The 21,599-nt window shown below is 56.3% G+C and carries 16 protein-coding genes; 13 read left to right on the top strand and 3 right to left on the bottom strand.

Translation table 11 applies throughout. From position 1 onward, the window contains the following. Nucleotides 1-93: 93 nt before the first annotated feature. From BSF44_RS01565 to BSF44_RS01500, 13 genes are all read left to right on the top strand, one after another. Nucleotides 94-1,614, top strand: a complete 1,521-nt coding sequence (locus BSF44_RS01565; RefSeq protein ID WP_095941965.1) for an aldehyde dehydrogenase family protein — start codon at nt 94-96, stop codon at nt 1,612-1,614. Nucleotides 1,615-1,870: 256 nt separating this feature from the next. Beyond that, nucleotides 1,871-3,244 carry an ethanolamine permease gene (gene eat / locus BSF44_RS01560; protein WP_095941964.1) on the top strand — a complete coding sequence of 458 codons (1,374 nt, stop codon included), beginning with the start codon at nt 1,871-1,873 and terminating at the stop codon, nt 3,242-3,244. A gap of 196 nt (nt 3,245-3,440) precedes the next feature. Beyond that, a complete protein-coding gene (locus tag BSF44_RS01555) occupies nt 3,441-4,835 on the top strand; it encodes an ethanolamine ammonia-lyase subunit EutB (RefSeq protein WP_095941963.1) in 1,395 nt (464 codons plus the stop codon). Nucleotides 4,836-4,843: 8 nt separating this feature from the next. After that, the gene (gene eutC, locus BSF44_RS01550; RefSeq protein WP_095942067.1) at nt 4,844-5,668 is read left to right on the top strand and encodes an ethanolamine ammonia-lyase subunit EutC; all 825 of its coding nucleotides are present in this window, start codon (nt 4,844-4,846) and stop codon (nt 5,666-5,668) included. 114 nt (nt 5,669-5,782) lie between these two features. Next, complete coding sequence (locus tag BSF44_RS01545; protein ID WP_095941962.1) at nt 5,783-6,244, top strand: N-acetyltransferase; 462 nt, start codon at nt 5,783-5,785, stop codon at nt 6,242-6,244. Between the two features lie 270 nt (nt 6,245-6,514). Further along, complete coding sequence (locus BSF44_RS01540) at nt 6,515-7,171, top strand: DedA family protein (protein WP_008052342.1); 657 nt, start codon at nt 6,515-6,517, stop codon at nt 7,169-7,171. Nucleotides 7,172-7,175: 4 nt separating this feature from the next. Beyond that, nucleotides 7,176-7,988 carry a zinc-dependent peptidase gene (locus tag BSF44_RS01535; RefSeq protein ID WP_095941961.1) on the top strand — a complete coding sequence of 271 codons (813 nt, stop codon included), beginning with the start codon at nt 7,176-7,178 and terminating at the stop codon, nt 7,986-7,988. Between the two features lie 113 nt (nt 7,989-8,101). After that, the gene (ppa, locus tag BSF44_RS01530; RefSeq protein ID WP_003205933.1) at nt 8,102-8,629 is read left to right on the top strand and encodes an inorganic diphosphatase; all 528 of its coding nucleotides are present in this window, start codon (nt 8,102-8,104) and stop codon (nt 8,627-8,629) included. Between the two features lie 229 nt (nt 8,630-8,858). After that, nucleotides 8,859-9,605, top strand: coding sequence for a S24 family peptidase (locus BSF44_RS01525; RefSeq protein ID WP_095941960.1), 747 nt, complete (start codon nt 8,859-8,861; stop codon nt 9,603-9,605). 522 nt (nt 9,606-10,127) lie between these two features. Beyond that, nucleotides 10,128-11,048 carry a restriction endonuclease gene (locus tag BSF44_RS01515; protein WP_095941958.1) on the top strand — a complete coding sequence of 307 codons (921 nt, stop codon included), beginning with the start codon at nt 10,128-10,130 and terminating at the stop codon, nt 11,046-11,048. A 140-nt stretch (nt 11,049-11,188) separates the two neighbouring features. Beyond that, a complete protein-coding gene (locus BSF44_RS01510; protein ID WP_095941957.1) occupies nt 11,189-11,770 on the top strand; it encodes a DarT ssDNA thymidine ADP-ribosyltransferase family protein in 582 nt (193 codons plus the stop codon). Continuing rightward, on the top strand, nt 11,767-12,411 hold the full coding sequence (locus BSF44_RS01505) for a DUF4433 domain-containing protein (protein ID WP_095941956.1): 645 nt from the start codon (nt 11,767-11,769) through the stop codon (nt 12,409-12,411). The genes BSF44_RS01510 and BSF44_RS01505 overlap by 4 nt, the downstream gene beginning before the upstream one ends. Then, nucleotides 12,408-13,496 carry a macro domain-containing protein gene (locus BSF44_RS01500; RefSeq protein ID WP_095941955.1) on the top strand — a complete coding sequence of 363 codons (1,089 nt, stop codon included), beginning with the start codon at nt 12,408-12,410 and terminating at the stop codon, nt 13,494-13,496. Before BSF44_RS01505 ends, BSF44_RS01500 begins: the two co-directional genes overlap by 4 nt. A gap of 62 nt (nt 13,497-13,558) precedes the next feature. On the opposite strand, the gene BSF44_RS01495 is transcribed toward BSF44_RS01500, so the two are convergent. From BSF44_RS01495 to BSF44_RS01485, 3 genes are all read right to left on the bottom strand, one after another. Beyond that, entirely contained in the window at nt 13,559-14,665 is a 1,107-nt protein-coding gene (locus BSF44_RS01495) for a DUF4236 domain-containing protein (RefSeq protein ID WP_095941954.1), read from the bottom strand. A gap of 37 nt (nt 14,666-14,702) precedes the next feature. After that, entirely contained in the window at nt 14,703-20,474 is a 5,772-nt protein-coding gene (gene hhe, locus BSF44_RS01490) for a DUF4011 domain-containing anti-phage protein Hhe (protein ID WP_256588929.1), read from the bottom strand. 310 nt (nt 20,475-20,784) lie between these two features. After that, complete coding sequence (locus BSF44_RS01485; RefSeq protein WP_095941953.1) at nt 20,785-21,597, bottom strand: YfaP family protein; 813 nt, start codon at nt 21,595-21,597, stop codon at nt 20,785-20,787. Between the last annotated feature and the right edge of the window lie 2 nt (nt 21,598-21,599).

Genomic DNA, 21,599 nt, shown 5'->3' with positions numbered 1-21,599 from the left:
GACATGCAAGGCACTGGCCCGGCCCTTGCTCTACGCTTAAAGCAAGCGCACATGCGCGACTCCCTATAAGCACAAAAGCAAGGAGAGACCACCATGCGTTACGCTCACCCCGGTACTGAAGGCGCTATCGTTTCGTTCAAAGCCAAATACGGTAACTACATCGGCGGCGAGTTCGTCGCGCCTGTCAAAGGTCAGTACTTCACCAATACCTCGCCAGTGAATGGCCAACCCATTGCCGAATTCCCCCGTTCCACGGCCGAAGACATCGACAAGGCCCTGGACGCTGCCCACGCGGCCGCCGATGCCTGGGGCGCCACGTCCGCCCAGGCGCGCTCACTGGTGCTGCTGAAAATCGCCGACCGCATCGAACAGAACCTCGAACTGCTGGCAATCACCGAATCCTGGGACAACGGCAAAGCCGTGCGTGAAACCCTCAACGCCGACATCCCGCTGGCCGCCGACCACTTCCGCTACTTCGCCGGTTGCATCCGTGCCCAGGAAGGCAGCGCCGCCGAGATTGATGGCAACACCGTGGCCTATCACATCCATGAACCGCTGGGCGTGGTCGGGCAGATCATTCCTTGGAACTTCCCGATCCTGATGGCCGCCTGGAAACTCGCCCCAGCCCTGGCCGCCGGCAACTGCGTGGTGCTCAAGCCTGCCGAGCAAACCCCGCTGGGCATTACCGTGCTGATGGAGCTGATCGGCGACCTCCTGCCGCCGGGCGTGCTGAACATCGTCCAGGGTTTCGGTCGCGAAGCGGGCGAAGCCCTGGCCACCAGCAAGCGCATCGCCAAGATCGCCTTCACCGGCTCGACCCCGGTCGGCTCGCACATCATGAAATGCGCGGCGGAAAACATCATCCCGTCCACCGTGGAGCTGGGCGGCAAGTCGCCGAACATCTTCTTCGAAGACATCATGAAGGCCGAACCGTCGTTCATCGAGAAGGCCGCCGAAGGCCTGGTGCTGGCGTTCTTCAACCAGGGCGAAGTCTGCACCTGCCCTTCCCGCGCGCTGGTGCAAGAGTCGATCTACGACGAATTCATGCAAGTGGTGATGAAGAAGGTCCTGCAAATCAAACGTGGCGACCCGCTGGACACCGACACCATGGTCGGCGCCCAGGCGTCCGAACAGCAATTCGACAAAATCCTTTCGTACCTGGAAATCGCCAAGGGCGAAGGCGCCGAATTGCTGACCGGCGGCAAGGTGGAAAAACTCGAGGGCAACCTGGCGAGCGGGTATTACATCCAGCCGACGCTGCTCAAGGGCACCAACAAAATGCGCGTGTTCCAGGAAGAAATCTTTGGCCCGGTGGTGAGCATCACCACCTTCAAGGACGAAGCCGAAGCCCTGGCCATCGCCAACGACACCGAGTTCGGCCTGGGTGCCGGCCTCTGGACCCGCGACATCAACCGCGCCTACCGCATGGGCCGGGCGATCAAGGCCGGTCGTGTGTGGACCAACTGCTACCACCTGTACCCGGCGCATGCCGCGTTCGGTGGCTACAAGAAGTCCGGCGTCGGCCGTGAAACCCACAAGATGATGCTCGACCACTATCAGCAGACCAAAAACCTGCTGGTGAGTTACGACATCAATCCGCTGGGCTTCTTCTAAAAACCGGGGGCGACACAGGTAACTCTGTGTCGCCCTTCAAGCAGCCATCGCGAGCAAGTTCGCTCCCACAGTGGATTTGCAACCCACCAGAGATCCCTGTGGGAGCGAGCTTGCTCGCGATGGCGTCCTAAATGACTCAACACCCAACGCCTGGCCGCTCTGGCACGGGCCTTGCGTACCCGTCATTCAGGAATTTCACCCACCCGTCAGACCCGAAAGTCCAAAAAGATCGAACAATAAAAATTAGAGAGGACTTATGACTACTTCTTCCACACAGCTCAAACCCACACTCGGCACCCTGCATTTATGGGGCATTGCCGTCGGCCTGGTGATTTCCGGCGAGTACTTCGGCTGGAGTTACGGCTGGGGCACCGCAGGCACACTGGGTTTTCTCGTCACCGCGTTGATGGTGGCGACGATGTACACCTGCTTCATCTTCAGTTTTACCGAACTGACGACGGCGATTCCTCATGCTGGCGGGCCGTTTGCCTACAGCCGCCGGGCCTTTGGCGAGAAAGGCGGGTTGATCGCCGGCATCGCCACCCTGATCGAATTCGTCTTTGCGCCACCAGCCATTGCCATGGCCATCGGCGCCTACCTCAACGTGCAATACCCGGAACTGGACCCGAAGATCGCCGCCGTTGGCGCCTATTTCGTGTTCATGGGCCTGAACATCCTCGGCGTCAGCATCGCGGCCACCTTCGAACTGGTGGTCACCGTGCTGGCAGTCGCTGAATTGCTGGTGTTCATGGGCGTGGTCGCCCCGGGCTTCAGCTTCAGCAACTTCGTACTCAATGGCTGGTCGGGTTCGAACGAGTTCACGATGGACTCGATTCCCGGGATCTTTGCGGCGATCCCCTTTGCGATCTGGTTCTTCCTCGCCATCGAAGGCGCGGCCATGGCCGCCGAGGAAGCCAAGGACCCGAAACGCACGATCCCCAGGGCCTACGTCAGCGGCATTCTGACCCTGGTGTTCCTGGCCATCGGCGTGATGGTGATGGCTGGCGGCGTCGGCGACTGGCGTCAGCTGTCGAACATCAACGATCCACTGCCCCAGGCGATGAAAGCCGTGGTCGGCAATAACTCGACCTGGATGCACATGCTGGTATGGATCGGCCTGTTCGGCCTGGTGGCGAGTTTCCACGGGATCATTCTTGGCTATTCACGGCAGTTCTTCGCCCTGGCTCGCGCCGGATACCTGCCCAAGGGGCTGGCCAAACTCTCGCGCTTCCAGACCCCGCATCGGGCGATCCTGGCCGGCGGCGTGATCGGCATCGCGGCGATCTACAGCGACGGCCTGGTCAACCTGCAAGGCATGACCCTGACGGCGGCGATGATCACCATGTCGGTATTCGGTGCCATCGTGATGTACATCATCAGTATGCTGAGCCTGTTCAAGTTGCGTAAGACCGAACCGAACCTGGAGCGCACCTTCCGCGCGCCGGGCTATCCGATCGTGCCGGGGATCGCGCTGTTCCTGGCGGTGGTGTGCCTGGTGGCGATGGCCTGGTTCAACACCGTGATCGGCCTGGTTTTCCTCGGTTTCATGGTTGCCGGTTACCTGTACTTCCAGTTGACCGCCAAGCAACGCTCCGAGGCACCGGCAGACGCTATGCTCGAAGGTATCTAAATGCACCGGCGCCGGGCCACGAGCCTGGCGCCTGCATTATTGAAGTGCACACCGATTCCCTGTGGGAGCGAGCCTGCTCGCGATTGCATCACCGCAGTGTAAATACCAGACCGAGTCGCCCGTATCGCGAGCAGGCTCGCTCCCACAAGGGTCGGTCGTGAACTGAAGACTTGTACATAACAGGAGGCCCCGCCCCATGGCCGTATATGCCCATTCCGTCGGCGCCCAGACCTATCGCTTCGACAGCCTCAAGGATGTGATGGCCAAGGCCAGCCCGGCGCGCTCCGGGGATTTTCTGGCGGGCGTCGCGGCCCTCAATGACGGCGAGCGCGTCGCGGCCCAGATGACTTTGGCCGACATTCCGCTATCCCACTTCCTGCAAGAAGTGTTGATTCCCTATGAGTCCGATGAAGTCACCCGACTGATCATCGATACCCACGACAAACAAGCCTTCGCGGTCGTCAGCCACCTCACCGTTGGCGGCTTTCGCGACTGGTTGCTCAGTGATGCCGCCGACGAACAGGTCCTGCGCGCCCTCGCCCCCGGCCTGACCCCGGAAATGGCCGCCGCCGTGTCGAAGATCATGCGTGTGCAGGATCTGGTGCTGGTGGCGCAAAAAATCCGCGTGGTTACACAGTTTCGAGGCACCCTGGGTCTGCGCGGTCGACTGTCCACTCGCCTGCAACCGAATCACCCCACCGACGAACCGGCCGGCATCGCCGCGAGCATTCTCGACGGCCTGCTGCACGGCAACGGCGATGCCATGATCGGCATCAACCCGGCCACCGACAGCATCGCCTCGATCTGCGCGATGCTGGAAATGCTCGACGCGATCATCCAGCGCTACGAAATCCCGACCCAGGCGTGCGTGCTGACCCATGTCACCACGTCGATCGAAGCGGTCAATCGCGGCGTCCCGCTGGACCTGGTGTTCCAGTCGATCGCGGGCACCGAAGCAGCCAACGCCAGTTTCGGCATCAACCTCAATATATTGCAGGAAGGTTACGACGCAGGATTGAGCCTCAATCGCGGCACACTCGGGCAAAACCTGATGTATTTCGAAACCGGCCAGGGCAGTGCCCTGTCGGCCAACGCCCACCATGGCGTCGATCAACAAACCTGCGAAACCCGCGCCTATGCCGTTGCGCGGCATTTCAAACCGTTCCTGGTGAATACCGTCGTCGGCTTCATCGGCCCGGAATACCTGTACAACGGCAAACAGATCATCCGCGCCGGCCTGGAAGACCATTTCTGTGGCAAATTGCTCGGCGTGCCCATGGGTTGCGATATCTGCTACACCAACCACGCCGAAGCCGACCAGGATGACATGGACACTCTGCTGACCCTGCTGGGCGTCGCCGGAATCAACTTCATCATGGGCATCCCCGGCTCCGACGACATCATGCTCAACTACCAGACCACTTCGTTCCACGATGCGCTCTACGCCCGGCAGACCCTGGGCCTGAAACCCGCACCGGAATTCGAACAGTGGCTGGCGAGAATGGGCATCTTCACTCAAGCCGATGGCAGGGTTCTCTTCGGCGACAGCCTGCCGCCGGCCTTCCGGCAGGCCTTGGCGCAACTGGGATGAGCATTGACATGGACAAACTACCCTTCGACCCACACAACCCATGGCTGGAACTGCGACGCCTGACGCCGGCGCGAATCGCACTGGGTCGCACCGGCACCAGCATTCCCACCCACGCGCAACTGGACTTCCAGTACGCCCACGCTCAGGCGCGGGATGCGGTGCACTTGCCGTTTGAGCATGCCTCCCTCAGCGCGCAATTGGCCGAACGTGATCGCGAGAGTCTTTTGCTGCACAGTGCGGCGCCGGATCGCAACACCTACCTGCAACGCCCCGACCTGGGGCGAAAACTAAGTGATGCCTCGGCGCAGACCCTGCGTGATTACGCGACAGCCCATCCGGGAGGCGTGGATCTGGTGATCGTGGTTGCCGACGGCCTGTCGGCACTGGCCGTTCATCGCCATACCCTGCCGTTTCTGGCGCGTTTCGAAGAGCAAATGGCTGGCGACAGCTGGACTGTTGCGCCAGTCATACTCGTGGAACAGGGCCGGGTGGCCGTCGCCGATGAGATCGGTGAGTTGCTTGGCGCAAAAATGACCGTGATCCTCATCGGCGAACGCCCTGGCCTCAGCTCTCCGGACAGCCTGGGTTTATATTTCACCTACAATCCCAAGGTCGGCCTTACCGATGCCTACCGTAATTGCATCTCCAATGTCCGGCTCGAAGGCCTGAGCTACGGCATGGCGGCACACCGTTTGCTGTACTTGATGCGCGAAGCCTGCCGGCGGCAGTTGTCAGGGGTGAACCTGAAGGACGAAGCGCAGGTTCAGACACTGGAATCGGACACGGGAGGCGACGTGAAAGGAAATTTCCTGCTCGGCCCGCCGAATGCTTGAACCGCTTGCGCATTGCACATTCGTACCAGTTTCAGGCAGGATCGTGGCGCGGCCGCCAAGGGTTTCCCATCGCCGTCAGAGACGTAAGACAGCCACTTGAAGACGAGACCTACCATGCGGATTATTCAAGCGACCCTCGAACACCTGGACCTGCTGACCCCGTTGTTCGTCAAATATCGCGAGTTTTATGGTTCCCTGCCGTATCCGGACTCGTCCCGGGCGTTCCTTGAAAAACGCCTGCGTCGCAAGGAGTCGGTGATCTACCTGGCGCTGTCCGATGACGACAGCAACAAACTGATGGGTTTCTGTCAGCTTTACCCGAGTTTCTCTTCGCTTTCGCTCAAACGTGTGTGGATCCTCAACGATATTTATGTCGCCGAGGACGCCCGCCGCCAGTTAGTGGCCGACAACCTGATCCGCACCGCAAAAAAAATGGCCAAGGAAACCAATGCCGTGCGCATGCGTGTTTCCACCAGCAGCAACAACGAAGTCGCGCAGAAAACCTACGAGTCCATCGGATTCAGGGAAGACACCGAATTCAAGAACTATGTGCTGCCGATCAGCGACGAACTCTGAATCAGCTGCACCCTGCTCGCGATGGCATCGATCGGATTACACTGGTCCAACGAAGCGTCGGCATCGCGAGCAGGTTCGCTCCCACCTGTTCGTTATCAAACATCAGCCCCGTGATGACATTCCCCGCTACAATCTCGACGCGAATTTCACCACTCGCCTCGTATAATCCCGATATTCCCGGCTTGTAAGAAAAACTACCCCTATCCGTAGTCTTACGCGAAGTCATCCGCACAGGCCTGCTGAGTCGGGCCGTCACCACAGGTGCTATCCATGGATTTCAACCCGATCGACATTGTCCTGCATCTCGACGTCTACCTCGACATGCTTGTAACCAACTACGGGGCATGGATCTACGCCATTCTGTTCATGGTGATCTTCTGTGAAACCGGCCTTGTGGTCATGCCCTTCCTGCCGGGCGACTCCCTGCTGTTCATTGCCGGCGCCGTGGCGGCCGGTGGCGGCATGGACCCGGTACTGCTCGGCGGCCTGCTGATGCTGGCAGCGATCCTGGGCGACAGTACCAACTACATCATCGGACGAACGGCGGGTGAAAAGCTGTTCAGCAATCCGGACTCGAAGATCTTCCGTCGTGACTACCTGCAACAAACCCACGATTTCTACGACAAGCACGGCGGCAAAACCGTGACCCTGGCGCGCTTCCTGCCGATCATCCGTACCTTTGCACCGTTCGTCGCCGGCGTGGGGAAAATGCCCTATCCGCGTTTCTTTGCATTCAGCGTGCTGGGCACCATCCTGTGGGTCGGCGGCCTGGTGACACTCGGTTACTTCTTCGGCAACGTGCCTTTCATCAAGAAGAACCTGTCACTACTGGTAGTCGGCATCATCCTGATCTCGCTGGTGCCGATGATCATCGGCATGGTGCGTAACCGCCTTGCCGGTTCGAACTCCAAAGCCGAATCGCGCTGACACGATGTGGTCCCTGAGCGCCTGGCGTCGTCGGCGCACCCTGGCAAAACACCCGATTGCCGATGACCTGTGGCAACGGGTGCGCCACCACCTGAGTTTTCTCGACGGCATCAGCGCCGCCGAAGACCAATGGCTGCGCGAAGCCTGTGTGCTGTTCCTCGAAGACAAGCACCTGAGCGCCCTGCCCGGTGTCGAACTGCATCAGGAACAACGCTTGCTGCTTGCAGCCCAGGCGCAATTGCCGCTGCTGCACCTCGGCGACCTGAACTGGTATCAGGGCTTCCACGAAATCATCCTCTACCCCGACGACTTCCTCAGCCCCCAGCGCTACCGCGATGCCAGCGGTGTCGAGCACGAATGGGACGGTGAACACAGCGGTGAAGCCTGGGAGCAAGGCCCGATCATCCTCGCCTGGCCCGGTGTAATGGCCAGTGGTGGCTGGGAAGGCTACAACCTGGTGATCCACGAATTGGCGCACAAGCTCGACATGCTCAACGGTGTCGCCAACGGCCTGCCGCCGTTGCATGCCGACATGCGCATCAGCGACTGGGCCAACGTCATGCAAGAGGCCTACGACGACCTCGACCGGCAACTGGAACGCAATCCCGACGCCGAAACCGCCATCGACCCCTATGCCGCCGAGAACCCTGCCGAATTCTTCGCGGTCACCAGCGAATACTTCTTCAGCGCCCCGGATTTGCTGCACGAGGCTTATCCACAGGTGTACCAGCAGTTGAAGCTGTTCTATCGCCAGGATCCGCTCGCGAGATTAAAGCAACTTCAGGCGCATGACCCTGTCTATCAGGCACACCAGTAAGCGCCATACGACTTCTGGTCCATGGCGTCGACACAGGAATATGCCTATAATCGCCGCCACTTTTTGGTCAATCCGGCCAAGTGTTTTTGGTCAACTAACGGGGGCAACGCCCAATGAGCTACAGCAAGATTCCGGCTGGCAAAGACCTGCCGAACGACATCTACGTCGCGATCGAGATTCCGGCCAACCACGCGCCGATCAAATACGAAATCGACAAAGACAGCGATTGCCTGTTCGTTGACCGTTTCATGGCCACCCCAATGTTCTACCCGGCCAACTACGGTTACATCCCGAACACCCTGGCTGACGACGGTGATCCCCTCGACGTGCTGGTCGTAACCCCTTACCCGGTTGCTCCAGGTTCGGTTATCCGCGCCCGTCCGGTCGGCATCCTGAACATGACCGACGACGGCGGCGGCGATGCCAAAGTCATCGCAGTCCCACACGACAAGCTGTCCCAGCTGTACGTCGACGTGAAGGAATACACCGACCTGCCACCACTGCTGATCCAGCAGATCGAGCACTTCTTCGCGAACTACAAAGATCTCGAAAAAGGCAAATGGGTGAAGATCGAAGGCTGGGCCGGTGCAGACGCCGCCCGCGAAGCGATCACCAAGTCGGTTGCTGCCTACAAAGGCTAAGCCCGGCTACAGGCTTTTAGCTGCTAGCGGCAAGAAAAACCCCGGGAGATCCGGGGTTTTTTGTGGGCGCTTGATAAGCACGCCAAACACCCCGTTTAAACACGCCATCACATGGTTTTTGCTTGTTTAACATTCCCCAAGAGCGTCTTACATCCGGTCGTAAATTTCCCGCGAAATTTGAACGAGGCGTTTATTCAAACCCTTGTTAGCCGCCAGTAGACTCGCGTTCATGAAAAAGAACACTAGCGGCTCACGCTTTAAAGCGCTCCTCGAAGCAGCGAACATCACGACCACCGGTTTTGCCGAATTCCTGGATACGGCTCCGCAAAATGTACATAACTGGTACACCCGCGGTGTGCCCGCCCATTGCATGGAAGAAGTCGCCCGAAAACTCTCGGTCAGCAGCGACTGGCTGAAAACCGGCGAAGGCTCGAAGGATGCCCAGCACCTGCGCCTGCTCGACGAAACCGGCAACACCTTCGATGCCCAGACTATTCGCGGTGTCTATACGGTCATCGAGCCTGTCGACGTCGAACTGCCATTCCTCAAGGAAGCTGTCACAGCCCCCGGTTCCAACAAAACCCACGTCATAGAAGACCCCGAGAAATCCATCCGCCTGCCCCGCAGCCACCTCGATTCCCTGGAAATCAACCACGCCGACGCCATCTGCGCCCTGATGAGCGGCAACAGCATGGGAGAGAAAATCGAAGACGGTTCGACCCTGGCAATTGACCGTGGCCTGACCCAGATTGTCGATGGCGAGATCTACGCCATCGAACATGACGGCATGCTGCGCATCAAGTACCTGCACCGAATGCCGGGCAATTCCCTGCGACTGCGCAGCCACAACCGCGCCGAATACCCGGATGAAATCTTCAGGGCCGCACAAATCGAAGAGCAGAACATCAGGGTGCTGGGCTGGGTGTTCTGGTGGTCGACCCTGAACAAACGACGGCCAACGGTGCCCTTTCTTTAAGCACTCAAGAACACCCATCGGCCGCCCACCCGGGTGGCCAAACGGCTCTGCCCGGCACTTCCCGCTGGGAATTTCCCTTAAACCTGCGTATGCTGCGCCCCACATTTGCGCATCGACCCGCCCTGCGGCTCAGATGCACTGGCCTGACAGATGACTTTCTCACCAGGTCCCACAGCCGGACGCAAGATCCGGGTGTACGTTTTGAAGGCTGGCGCGGTTTACCAAAAATGATCCAAGCCAGTCCCCGAGAAGCCGGCCACAAGCCGGCTTTTTAATGCCTGAAAAACGCGCAGAACGCAGGCCCGATACAAAACCTCTTCCTTGACCCACACCCAAGCACTGGGTTAGCCGCTCCTCCGTCGCTTCGGTTCCCGCTGCACAGGCGAGCAGTATCATAGTGTGCGTCTGCCGGACGGCGGAATTTATCACGCATGGACAAAACCCTTCGGCCGATCCCTGCAAGACGTTCAACTATACTCGGCCGCTGATCCGCGAAAACGCGGGAATCACAAGGAAGCGTCCATGTCTGTACCCACTTACGATCAGTTCATTGAACCCGTGCTGCGTTTTCTCGCCACCAAACCCGATGGTGCGCCAACCCGGGATGCCCAGGAAGCTGCTGCCAAGACGTTGCAACTGGCTGAAGAGCAACAAGAGGAGCTGATCGCCAGTGGTCAGGCCACCTATAAAAACCGGGCGGGCTGGGCGCACGATCGGCTCAAGCGTGCCGGCCTGTCCAGCAGTGCCAAGCGTGGCTACTGGAAACTGACAGACACGGGTGTGGCCTACGCGGAAAAACACCCGTCCCCCTTACCAGCCGAAGAAGTGGAACAATTGGCGATTGGTTACATGAATGTGAAGCTGAAAGTCGCCGCCGATGCCGCCCCATTGGATGACCAGCCTGCCGTTGAGCCCGACGTGAGCTCTGCCACCGCTAGCCCGGACGATCGACTTGCACAAGCGCTGCAGGAGTTGCGTGACGCCACGGCGGCCGACCTGTTGGATAACTTGCTGCAGGTCAGCCCTAACCGCTTTGAAGTGATTGTGCTGGATGTGCTTCATCGCCTGGGGTACGGCGCCAGCCGCAACGATCTGCAGCGTGTGGGCGGCTCTGGTGATGCCGGCATCGACGGCATTATCTCGCTCGACAAGCTGGGACTGGAAAAGGTTTACGTGCAAGCCAAGCGCTGGCAGAGCACGGTGGGCCGTCCTGAACTGCAGGCTTTTTATGGTGCGCTCGCGGGGCAAAAGGCCAAGCGCGGGGTGTTCATTACAACCTCTGGGTTTACCGTTCACGCGATCGACTTCGCCAGATCGGTGGAGGGCATCGTGCTGGTGGACGGCACGCGTCTGGTACATCTGATGATGGATTATGAGGTCGGTGTTACGTCGCGGTTGTTGCGGCTGCCTGCGCTAGATCGCGATTATTTTGATGAGGAGTGAAGAGTCGTTTTCTGTACATTGAGCTCAACTCGCAAAGGCAAAATAGTGGCACACTAAATCTCTCGCCCAGAGTGATCATTGTTGAAACGGAGAGGGCTCAGGGCTGAGCCAGACAAACGCAGAGGTCAAGGAGACTGAATATGCCGGACGTCAAAAACATCAAGGATCAAAAGCTTCTGTACCACCTGACCTCGGTAGAAAACCTGAGTGGCATTTTCAAGGAAGGCTTGAAGCCTCGCGCTGATCTCGCTGCCTTCAAAGACGTGGCAGACGGTGAAATCCTGAAAAAGCGACAAGCCCTTGAGCTTGACCGCTATGTGCCCTTTCACTGGTTTGCTGCAAATCCATTTGATGGAAGCGTGCAACGCAGCAGACCTGGCTCCAAATTCGTTCTGATCTCGGTTTATCGAACCGTTGCTAAACAAAACGGCTGGAAAATCATTCCACGCCACCCACTGGCCAGTGATTCGATCCAATTATTGGATTACGACGAGGGTTTCGAAGCCATCGAGTGGGAAGTCATGAGCACACGCGAGTATCAGGATCCTCATTGCAAAAGCATCTGCATGGCGGAATGCCTTGCGCCGGGTGTTGTTAAACCAGATACCTTCTTCAAAGTTTTCACTCCTGATGCAGAGGTGGAAGCACTCTGCGCGACTAAAATGCGCGAAGCCGGTGTTACTGTACTCATCGGCGTGAATCAGAGAATGTTTTATCAATGAATTACAGCAGACTGAATCCAGGGAAAGCTCTGATTTGGCGTATCGTCCATCGCGATAACCTGCCCTGGATTCTGGACAACGGTCTGCATTGCGCAAACTCGGATGTTCAGGCACCGCAGTACGTGAATATCGGCAACGTCGACTTGATCGACAAGCGCCGAACCCGCCGTGTGCCTATTGCTCCAGAAGGGGTTCTAGCCGACTACGTGCCCTTCTATTTCACGCCCTTCTCTGTGATGATGAAAAACATTCAGTCCGGACGGAGTGTTCAGCAGCGCAATAATGACGAAATCGTGATTCTCGTCTCCAGCCTTTATCGCGTTGAAGAGCTAGGCTTACCGTTTGTCTTCACAAATGCACATGCCTATCCGGATTGGACAGACTATTACAGCGATCTGGCGCGTCTGGGCGAAATCGATTGGCCGATCCTTCAACGGCGCGACTTCAAACGCGACCCTGATGACCCTCGAAAAATGGAGCGTTATCAGGCCGAAGCGCTGGTTCACAATCATCTACCGATTACAGGACTCCTGGGCATCATGTGCTACACCGATGCAATGAAAGAACGCATAGAACAAGAGGTGGCCGCCAGAGGCTTGGCCCTTTCCGTTCATGCACGTCCGGGATGGTACTTCCAATGATCCGATTTACCCAAGGCAACCTGCTGGAAGCCAGGACCGAAGCCCTCGTCAACACAGTGAATACTGTGGGTGTCATGGGCAAAGGCATCGCACTGATGTTCAAGGAGCGCTTTGCGGAGAACTACCGTCTGTACGCGGCGGCTTGCAAAGCAGGTGAAGTCGTTACCGGTAAGGTCCACGTCACTGCAGTTAATGAGCTGGACGGCCCTCGCTGGATCGTCAACTTCCCTACCAAACGTCATTGGCGATCTCCTTCGCAGATGGAGTGGGTGACGGAAGGTTTGCATGACTTACGTCGTTTCTTGATCGAAAACCATGTGAAGTCTGTAGCAGTCCCACCGCTAGGCGCGGGTAATGGGGGATTGAAGTGGCCTGACGTCCGGGAACAGATCGTTGATGTTTTGAGTGATCTGGATGTCGATGTATTGGTATTCGAACCTTCAAATCAATATTTGAATGTCGCTAAACGTAGCGGTGTAGAAAAGCTCACGCCTGCTCGTGCGCTCATTGCAGAATTAGTTAGACGCTACTGGATTCTAGGCATGGAATGTAGTCTGCTCGAGATTCAGAAGCTGGCTTGGTTCTTGGAGCGAGCAATAGAGAGGTTGCCGGGAACTGAGAACCCGTTGAACCTAAAGTTTGTGGCTCATAAATATGGACCGTATGCCAATCGATTGGAGCACCTGCTCAACAACCTTGATGGCAGCTACCTGCATTGCGATAAACGTATTAGCGATGCAGGCATCAGTGATGTGATTTGGTTTGATCAAGAGCGCAAGACCTTCCTGCAGACCTATCTCAATACAGAGGCCAAAGAGTACTCCGATGCCTTGGAGCGTACCGCCGAATTGATCGATGGCTTTGAATCACCTTTTGGTATGGAACTGCTCGCTACAGTGGACTGGCTGCTGAGTCAGGAAGGGGTACCACCGACTGTTCCTGCAGTGCACGATGCATTGAAACATTGGGATGGTGGAGCGGGTGCCGCGGCTCGCAAAAGCAAACTGTTTGACAATCAAGCGCTCGACATCGCAATCAAACGCCTTACCTCCAGTAGCTTCAGACCTGAAATGACTGCCCGTTAAGGAGTGTCACTTTCTATGCTGCCCGGTAACAGCCGGCCATGATAGAGATGCTCTTGCGTCTACTAACATGGCTCGGTCTTATCAGACTTCCGTTCAGTTGGCATCACTCGTGCAAGATTGAAAATAGCCTTGGCAAATGCCTCTCCAACACCGCTTCGTGAAACTTGCACAACCTCATTCAGGCCTGTCTCGCTAGATAGTTTCAACTCGTCGTAAAGACAAATAGGGAGTTCGCGATTGTTTTTGAATCTACGATCAGGTCCGCCCTTCTTGTTAACAAACTGCCATGTCCTGTCGACTACCGTGGCGTCCCTGGGAGGCGAAGCGCTCTCAATGAACCGTGTCGCATTAACCTGCAACTGCAGCTCTCGATAGCTAACCGAACCCACACCTTTCTCGTCATAAACCAGCACACGATCAGGGAAGAAATGCAGTGTCTGCCGCCCAACAACCACGGAAATTGTTTCGATATTGGTCTTTACATAGGGTGGCGAAGACCGGGCGATAGTGGTTTTTTTCCGACGCACAAGATTGCTTGCGCCAGCATGATACTTACGATCATAAACGGCACCCTCGGCCTCGATATGCCATGCCACATCCGCTGTGGAAACCCGCTGACCGCTACTGTGCAACGCCTCGTAAGCCTCCTCCATGTCGGCGTCAAAGTCGTAAAAAAGCACTACTGTCTTTGCAATCGAATCCCGAACCGCGGCGGCAATCGTCAGGACTAAGCCAAGGATAAATGCTCCCCCCACAACCCAACCGGGCAAACCATTACCCATAGTAAGAAAGACAATAACGATCCCCAAAGCACCAATCCACGGCCAAAGTCGCTTACGTGCCTGTTTTGCGCTCATTTCTTCAAGCAAATCTCGTGAAGATGAATCTACAATTTCCGACGCGTTCGCAGACTCGATCTCAACTAAAGGTGCGTGAGTCCCCTCGGGTATTACCCCATGCTCATCCCGGGGTAAAACCGGAGACTCATCACGCAACTTAGCTACGGTAGCGCGGTAGTACACGCCTCCTCGTCCCATATGAACATAATTTCCGCGCGGCCCAGTGCCGATGCGCAGGCCTTTCATCCCCACCGACACGCCCACACCCTGCTGGGACAAATTGAAACGAAACGGTCCGACCCTGACACTTTTGCGAATATAAAATCCCATCACTGTTCCTTGATATGGTTTTTCAACAGCCTGTCAATCACTGCTCACCAATCACAAGCAATACATCGTCGATATATCGCCCCTCTGCGCCGTGGGTGCCGTTACGCAAATAGCCAGGAATCATTTGCTGAAATTCAACGCGGTCGGCTGGAAGGAACTCAAGCAGTGCCTCCAACATCGCAGGCCTCAACAACCGTTGATTAGCTGGGATTTCTGGCAAGTTCGGCCGAATTACGTTTTCCTCCAACCAAATCAACTTCTCTCGCAGGCTGAAATTACCTTCAAGGGTAATTCGCTCAGCGTGTTCGCTCTGCTCATCGGCCACTTGTTGGATCGAAACTTCTTCAGATTCCGAGTTTATCTCCTTAATTTCCTCAACCGGCTCGGTTCGCAACCGCGCAAGTTCCTGAAGAATCGGCTCGATCTGCACGCGCGCATTACGGAACCAGTCCACCGACCAAATGCGGCGAATATTCCAGCCCAATTGCTCCAACACGCTTTGGCGTAAGCGATCACGGTCACGCGCCGACTTTGCCGAATGGTACGCAGCTCCGTCGCACTCGATCCCCATCAGGTAGCGGCCAGGTTGTCCAGGATCACGGACGGCCAGATCGATGAAGAAACCAGCCACGCCGACCTGGGGCTCGCACTGATAGCCATGGCGCGCCAACATCTCAATGACCGCTACCTCGAAGTCACTGTCCGGGGCTCGATCATTTTCTTTGATGTGAGGCATCCGGCCAGACTCGGCGAAGTGCAGAAAGTCGCGCAGTGCCTGCACGCCTCTGCTGGAGGTTCCGGTAACCAGGACATCGGTCGAACCAAACGAGGAGAAAACCTGCATACGTTTCTTCGAACGGGTATAGAGCACGTTCAAACGCCGCCATCCGCTGGCACCGTTGATGGGGCCGAAACGTTGAGGAACGCTACCACCCACCTCCATAGGACCGTAGGTCCCGGAGATGTAAATAACATCCCGCTCATCACCCTGGACATTTTCCAGGTTCTTGATGAACAACGGCTCGTCCTGACTTTGATTACGATCCAGCGCGACTTGTAGCTGCGGGCTCTGTTTAGCCAGATGCTCAAGCATCCGCTCGATCTGGTCAGCCTGTTTGACGTTCATAGCCACTACACCCAGCGATTCATCAGGACGATGAATAACGTGGTGTTCAATGGCTTTCGCGACAACTTCTGCCTCTTCCAGGTTGCGCTGTTCGACAAAACGCCCGCGCGGCACTCTGACAAACTTGACGCCGAACTCTGCGGACTCACGGTGCGGTGACGGGTACACCACCAGATTGCTTTCATAGAAGGCTTTGTTGGAGAAGGCGATCAGGCTCTCGTGGCGAGAACGGTAGTGCCAACGCAGTCGGCGCAGTTTGAACAGCGGCATGGCAGCTTCCAAAATGCTTTCCGAGTCCTCAGCTAACGAAGCATCGGTTTCGTCGGTATCCGAATCGCCGCCATTGCGGGAGAAGAAGTTCGTAGGTGGCAGCTGTTTCGGGTCTCCCACGACCACTAGCTGCTTGCCCCGGGCGATGCTCCCCAATGCTTCTTCCGGGCGCATTTGAGAAGCTTCGTCCATCACAATCAAATCGAAGTCGACGTGCCCTGCTGGCAAATATTGAGCGACGGCCATTGGTGACATCATGAAGCAGGGCTTGAGGCCCTGCAGGGCTTCAGCTGCACGATTCATCAAGCTACGGATCGGTACATGGCGTGTCTTTTTCTCGGCCTCACGCTGCAGTAGGGCCAATTGAGTGAAGTCTCTAACCGCTCCATGGCTATTTCCGACAGGGATATTGTTTTGACTGATACGTGAAGAAACCTGTTCGCGCTGAAGACGCTTGAGCTGCTCATCGATTTCTGCAAAACGAGCACGGATGGCCTCTTGCTCTTTGCCCGAAAACTGGCCCAGGGCGGGATCTAGCTCAAGGACTTTCAATGCCCAGCTATCAAGAAGTCCTAGCAGGCAGGCATCGACGCAGCGCTCAGACTCCAGTTTTTGCGTCTCGATTGCTTCGATGACTGTCTCAAACCCCAACTCAACCAGATGCAATCGCAAGCGACGGTACTCGAACCAATGGTCGAGCAAATCAGGATTTTGAGCTGCCCAGGCCAGACGGCCAGCCATTGGCTCGAAATCTTGTTTCTCAATGGACTGCCACCATTGACCAGCAATAACTGCAGCACTGTGGAAGAATGATGCGATCGACTGTTCCCAAGTCTCAACAGCGAGCGCGAGCGTTTTAGCGTGTTGATGCCAATGAAGAATTAGGGACTCGGCTTCTTTTGACGTGCATGCGGTCAATTGCGGAATGAGAATATCTCGAATCGGCAATGCCAGAATGGGCTGAACGAAGGCAACGGTATGCCGCCAACTCGTCAAACGAGGTCGTGCCGCGGAAAGATTGTCTATCCGAGGAAGCTCTTCACCTTGCAAGCACGTTTGTAGTACAGAGTCGTTCTGCAAGGCTGCCGAGCGGGCCTGCCAACTTTCCACCGACTGAATCAGCTGAAGCATTTGCCCCATGGTCGGCTGCTCTTCGCTGATTACGGGTAGCAAAGAACGCAGCGCAGTTCCAACGTCCTTGATCAAGCGAGCATATAAACCCTCTGAGGAGAGCAAGTCTTCTGAACGCAAATCATGACTGTCAAAAGGTAACAGCTCTTCCAGATTCAGCCGATGATCCAGAACATCCAGCAAGTAAGGTTCAAGCTGCGCACTATCAGTCGCAACTTTGACCAGATACTCGCTATCGGCCTTGAGCAGGTACTCCGCGATCCAAACCTTTGCACCAAATCCTCGTCCGCATTCGGCCCGCAGGAGCTTGTACCACCCCCGAATACGCTTGAGCGCATCGATGGGAGTATCAAGCCCTTTGAAGTGCTCACCCAGCTTTTCGGCGAACACTTTGCTTTCATTGAGTTGATTGTATTTTTTCAGATAAGCGATGACATCTGGCAAGTTCACCAGAAGCTGATTCAGCTTGAGCCCTGGTCGCGCCATCGTCAGAATTTCGGCCTTCGCAGAGCGCCATTGCCCCTTGAACCAACGGAACAGTGATTTGTCCGCCAGAACCCGGCTCAAATCTTCGAGCCGCGTATGGGTGGGCAATCGATCCAGTGTGAAATGATTCGCTGCCTGCTCCTGCAACTGTTTGATGGCCGGAATGTCGCTATCCAGCTCTGCGACCAACTCGTCCAAGCTCTCATCTTCGAAGCGTTTGTGGCGAAGAGGTGCCAAATCCTCGGGCATCGCCGCGAGCATTTGCAGAAATAACACCACTTGCTCAATACCGACAAAATCGCTTCGCAAACCCTGAACCGCAGACTCTTCCGATAACAGCCTGATCAGTATTTGGGCGCGCGGTGCCAGCTCCAGTAACTCCTCAGCCTCTTCGATCACATCGAGCAAAGCATTTAGGGACAGGCCCTCATCGCCGTTATGTAAACGAATGGCCGTGCAGGATTTTTTGATTGAAGCTATCGCTTGGCCAGAGCCAATGACATCAGCGCGCAGCGATCGAGCCAGGACAACTTGCTCGTCCAACAAGGAGTCCATACCTTGCAGCCAGAGCTTTAATGCCTCGCAAGACTCGATATCCAGTCGCCCCAACAGATCCCAATCCTCGTCACCTTTAGGTAACGCAAGCACCGGAATTGAAGCGGCCAAACCTCTTAGCTGATCTGGGTCGTAGGTTTTAAGAACGGCCACCTGCAACTGTTCCGCTAATTGAGGTCGAATAGCGGCAAGACGATTCAGTGCCTTCTTAGCAAGAGAAAGACTCTCTAGAAGTGCAGAACGCTCAGCGCCCGTCACGCGAGTTTTGGTGCTACCAAACCATGGGTGCGTCTCAAGCTTTCCAGCGTGGCCAGCTTCTTCAGCCGTCTTGCGATAGATGTGTGCATAGAAGCCGGCCTGTTCTTGCAGATGCCCTTTATCGATTCGCACTTCTGACTGCGGATGGAAATCCGCAGGTTTAATCGACAATGCTTCACGCAATCGAGTTGCTTGCATTAGCACTTCGTGAATGCTCATACCCGACTCTTCGAACTGGGCATGCAAGTGATGTACGTGCTTATTGAGTTGCTGCTTCAATCGCTCATAGTTGGCGATCAGATCCGACAACTGCTTGGGCGAGCGATAGCCGCCACTGTTCTGAATCCGCTGACGAATGCTATCGACAACAGCGCTTTTTTGACTCTTGTGGCTGTGCAACTCCAGACAAAAATCGCCCAGCCCTGCTCTCGTCAGTCGGGTCTTGACCACCTCAAGCGCCGCACGCTTTTCGGCAACGAACAATACTTTTTTACCTTGGGCAAGCGCGGCTGCAATCATGTTGGTGATGGTCTGAGACTTACCCGTGCCTGGTGGGCCCTCGATCACAAGATCATCACCGCGAATGACATCTATCAAGGCACTGTGCTGTGAGCTATCAGCATCATCGATCAGAGGAAACTGCAGATGCACCTGGTCGATATCGTCAATTGAATGCTCGACACAAAAAGCGCCTTGCTTTCCTGACGAGTCGGCCGGTAAGCCGTCCATCCCTGTAAGCCGTTTGACCAGGCCATGATCCAGTAACGATTGGTCTTTCCAACGACCGGGATCAAGGTCGAGATACATCATCAACTTACCAAATTCGAACAAGCCAAGCGAAGCGAAGCGATGAACCTTCCAGTCAGGTTTGACCTCCAGCACCGTTTCGACAATACGCTCGAAATACTCCTCCGGCGTGCTGTCGTCGGTTATGCGTGGGAGCGCGATTCCAAAATCGACACGAAGCTTTTCTCGCAATGACAGGTTGGTAAGAATGTCTTCGCCAGTAGGATGAACGCGGTATTCGAAAGTCGCGGTTTGAGGGTTGAGCTTGCCTTTCTCCAGGTTCACTGGCACCAACATCAGGGGCGCGAGACGGGTGCTGTCTTTCCCCGCGACTGACTCATCCCACTCCAGAAACCCGAGCGCAAGATAAAGAATGTTCGCCCCCGTCTCTTCAAGGGCTGATCGCGATTGGGTATACAAAACCTGTAACCGCGACTCCATCTCAGCGGGGTAATAAAGTGTCTGAATCGCATCGTCAGAGTGCTTGGCGGGTTGTCCGCTTTCAGGGGCGCGCGGCAGCTCATAGCTGGTCGCCATACCAAGTATCTGTGCCCAAACCTCCGCTGTAGGTTGTTTCTTTAACTCGACGACTGCACCAGTCTTCTCGTCCAGCTTTAAAAAACCATGGGTAAGAAGCTGCCTTTCCGTTGGCTCAGGTACGGCAGCAAACCGCATAGCTTTTTCGTCTGCCAGAGACTCGAACAAGTGGTCAGGCAGTTCATCAATGATCCGTACGAACCGCTTGGAGCGTGCGTGTGAAAAATTTAGCAGACGGTTGCGGGCACTGAGGTCAAGAAGCCTGCTTCTCAGTTTTTCCAGGCTATCCGGTATTTCGCTTGGAGGTGTATCAAGATCATCCCAATCGGTAAGCGGCTGAGGTTCAACGGACTTCGAATGTTTCTTGGCCTCTGTATCGAACCGATAAACCGATCCGCCACGACCAGCCCCTTTGTTGAGTAGACCCTGGATAATGAGCTCGTCGCGAAGGTTCCAGTACTCTTCCTCAGAAATGGAAAAACTCCGAAGCTCAGCTCGACGGTCAATCCTGTCACGGAGTGTTTTGTTGCCGACAGCAGTCCCGTCTGCCGGGACCAATTCCAGTATCCATTGCTGAACAAGTTGATATCGTTGGATAGCCAATGATTCAGGGCCTGAGTTCACGTCAATCACCGCTAATTTTTTTGGGGCATCTGCCAATTGAGGTTTCTGGGCACGATAAACCCATGCTCAGCTTCAGCTAGCCGCGACAAGAAGGGCTTTAAAGGAACGCTGCCGATACTTCGGTGCGCCAGATGCCATCCTTGGGAAACAGCGGCCTGCCTGGAATTTGATGGATATCACAATATCCAGCACACAGAGCCAGGTAAAGGCAAAGTGCCTTTACACTGCTTAAATCCATAGCCTTGTCGACAATTGGTCAATTAGCTGCTGACAAAATCGAATTGTCGCAGCACTGCTGCGACAACTAAAAAACGATTTGTGTCAGCACCGCTGTCACATTTATCCCTCACGGATAACTAAATGACTTCACCAGCGTCAGCTCCCCCACCGCACGCATCGGCACCAGGAACGTCTCCATCTTTTCGCTCGGCGTGCCTTCCTCGGTAATCACCGTCACTTGCGCCGTGGTCAGCGCTTGCACCGCGTCTTCCTGCCCCTCTTCATCACTGCTGTAGCCGCCACCGAAGTAGTTCACATACACCAGATATTGCCCCTTGATCGGTGCGGGCATGGCGAAGATTTCCGGGCCGTAGCCGGTGGTGACGTCGACGTCGAGCGCGGCGCCGTTGGGGGTGACGCGGTCGCCGTACCAGATGTGCGCGCCGTCGGGGGTGATCAGGTGCAGGTCGAGGTCGGTGTTGTCGCTGTCCCAGGACAACAAAACGCGCAATTTGGCCGGGGTCGCACCGCCGCTGCTGTTGAGAAATTGCGTGCGCTGACGTTGCTGGCCATCGGGGCTGCGAACCTCGACGCTGTTGCTGCCGTTGGGGAATGAGAACGGACGATCGAAGCGGCCAGCCGGGTCGATTTTCAGCGGCATGCTGACCCCGTTGACGATCAGACGGCCGGGCTCTGTGGATTTGGCTGTGGCTTTGATCTGCCCGCTGATGCGCGCGGTGTTGGCCTGCCCTGCCGGGGTATTCACCGACGAGGCCGGGTAGTTGACGGTCTGCCGGAAGTTTTCCCCTTCGCCCTCGGGCGCGCCGGTGTGCCAGCCGCCTGCGGGGGTATCGAGTTTTACGCTGTCAGCCGCCATCACCGACGGCAACGCCAGCAGCGAGCAGAGCAACAGCAAGACCTGTGGATAACGGAGTTTCATGG

The sequence above is a fragment of the Pseudomonas sp. ACN8 genome, assembly GCF_002303925.1.
Taxonomy (GTDB): domain Bacteria; phylum Pseudomonadota; class Gammaproteobacteria; order Pseudomonadales; family Pseudomonadaceae; genus Aquipseudomonas.
The sequence above is the reverse complement of the archived record's forward strand: the minus strand, read 5'-3'. Positions and strand labels throughout refer to the sequence as shown.

Excerpts from the sequence above, each read along its gene's own strand:
- BSF44_RS01495 (WP_095941954.1), bottom strand. The coding sequence starts at position 14,665 with ATGGGATTTTATATTCGCAAAAGTGTCAGGGTCGGACCGTTTCGTTTC.
- ppa (WP_003205933.1), top strand. The coding sequence starts at position 8,102 with ATGAGCTACAGCAAGATTCCGGCTGGCAAAGACCTGCCGAACGACATC.
- BSF44_RS01545 (WP_095941962.1), top strand. The coding sequence starts at position 5,783 with ATGCGGATTATTCAAGCGACCCTCGAACACCTGGACCTGCTGACCCCG.
- eat (WP_095941964.1), top strand. The coding sequence starts at position 1,871 with ATGACTACTTCTTCCACACAGCTCAAACCCACACTCGGCACCCTGCAT.
- BSF44_RS01510 (WP_095941957.1), top strand. The coding sequence starts at position 11,189 with ATGCCGGACGTCAAAAACATCAAGGATCAAAAGCTTCTGTACCACCTG.
- BSF44_RS01485 (WP_095941953.1), bottom strand. The coding sequence starts at position 21,597 with ATGAAACTCCGTTATCCACAGGTCTTGCTGTTGCTCTGCTCGCTGCTG.
- BSF44_RS01565 (WP_095941965.1), top strand. The coding sequence starts at position 94 with ATGCGTTACGCTCACCCCGGTACTGAAGGCGCTATCGTTTCGTTCAAA.
- BSF44_RS01515 (WP_095941958.1), top strand. The coding sequence starts at position 10,128 with ATGTCTGTACCCACTTACGATCAGTTCATTGAACCCGTGCTGCGTTTT.
- eutC (WP_095942067.1), top strand. The coding sequence starts at position 4,844 with ATGGACAAACTACCCTTCGACCCACACAACCCATGGCTGGAACTGCGA.
- BSF44_RS01555 (WP_095941963.1), top strand. The coding sequence starts at position 3,441 with ATGGCCGTATATGCCCATTCCGTCGGCGCCCAGACCTATCGCTTCGAC.
- BSF44_RS01525 (WP_095941960.1), top strand. The coding sequence starts at position 8,859 with ATGAAAAAGAACACTAGCGGCTCACGCTTTAAAGCGCTCCTCGAAGCA.
- BSF44_RS01505 (WP_095941956.1), top strand. The coding sequence starts at position 11,767 with ATGAATTACAGCAGACTGAATCCAGGGAAAGCTCTGATTTGGCGTATC.
- BSF44_RS01535 (WP_095941961.1), top strand. The coding sequence starts at position 7,176 with ATGTGGTCCCTGAGCGCCTGGCGTCGTCGGCGCACCCTGGCAAAACAC.
- BSF44_RS01500 (WP_095941955.1), top strand. The coding sequence starts at position 12,408 with ATGATCCGATTTACCCAAGGCAACCTGCTGGAAGCCAGGACCGAAGCC.
- BSF44_RS01540 (WP_008052342.1), top strand. The coding sequence starts at position 6,515 with ATGGATTTCAACCCGATCGACATTGTCCTGCATCTCGACGTCTACCTC.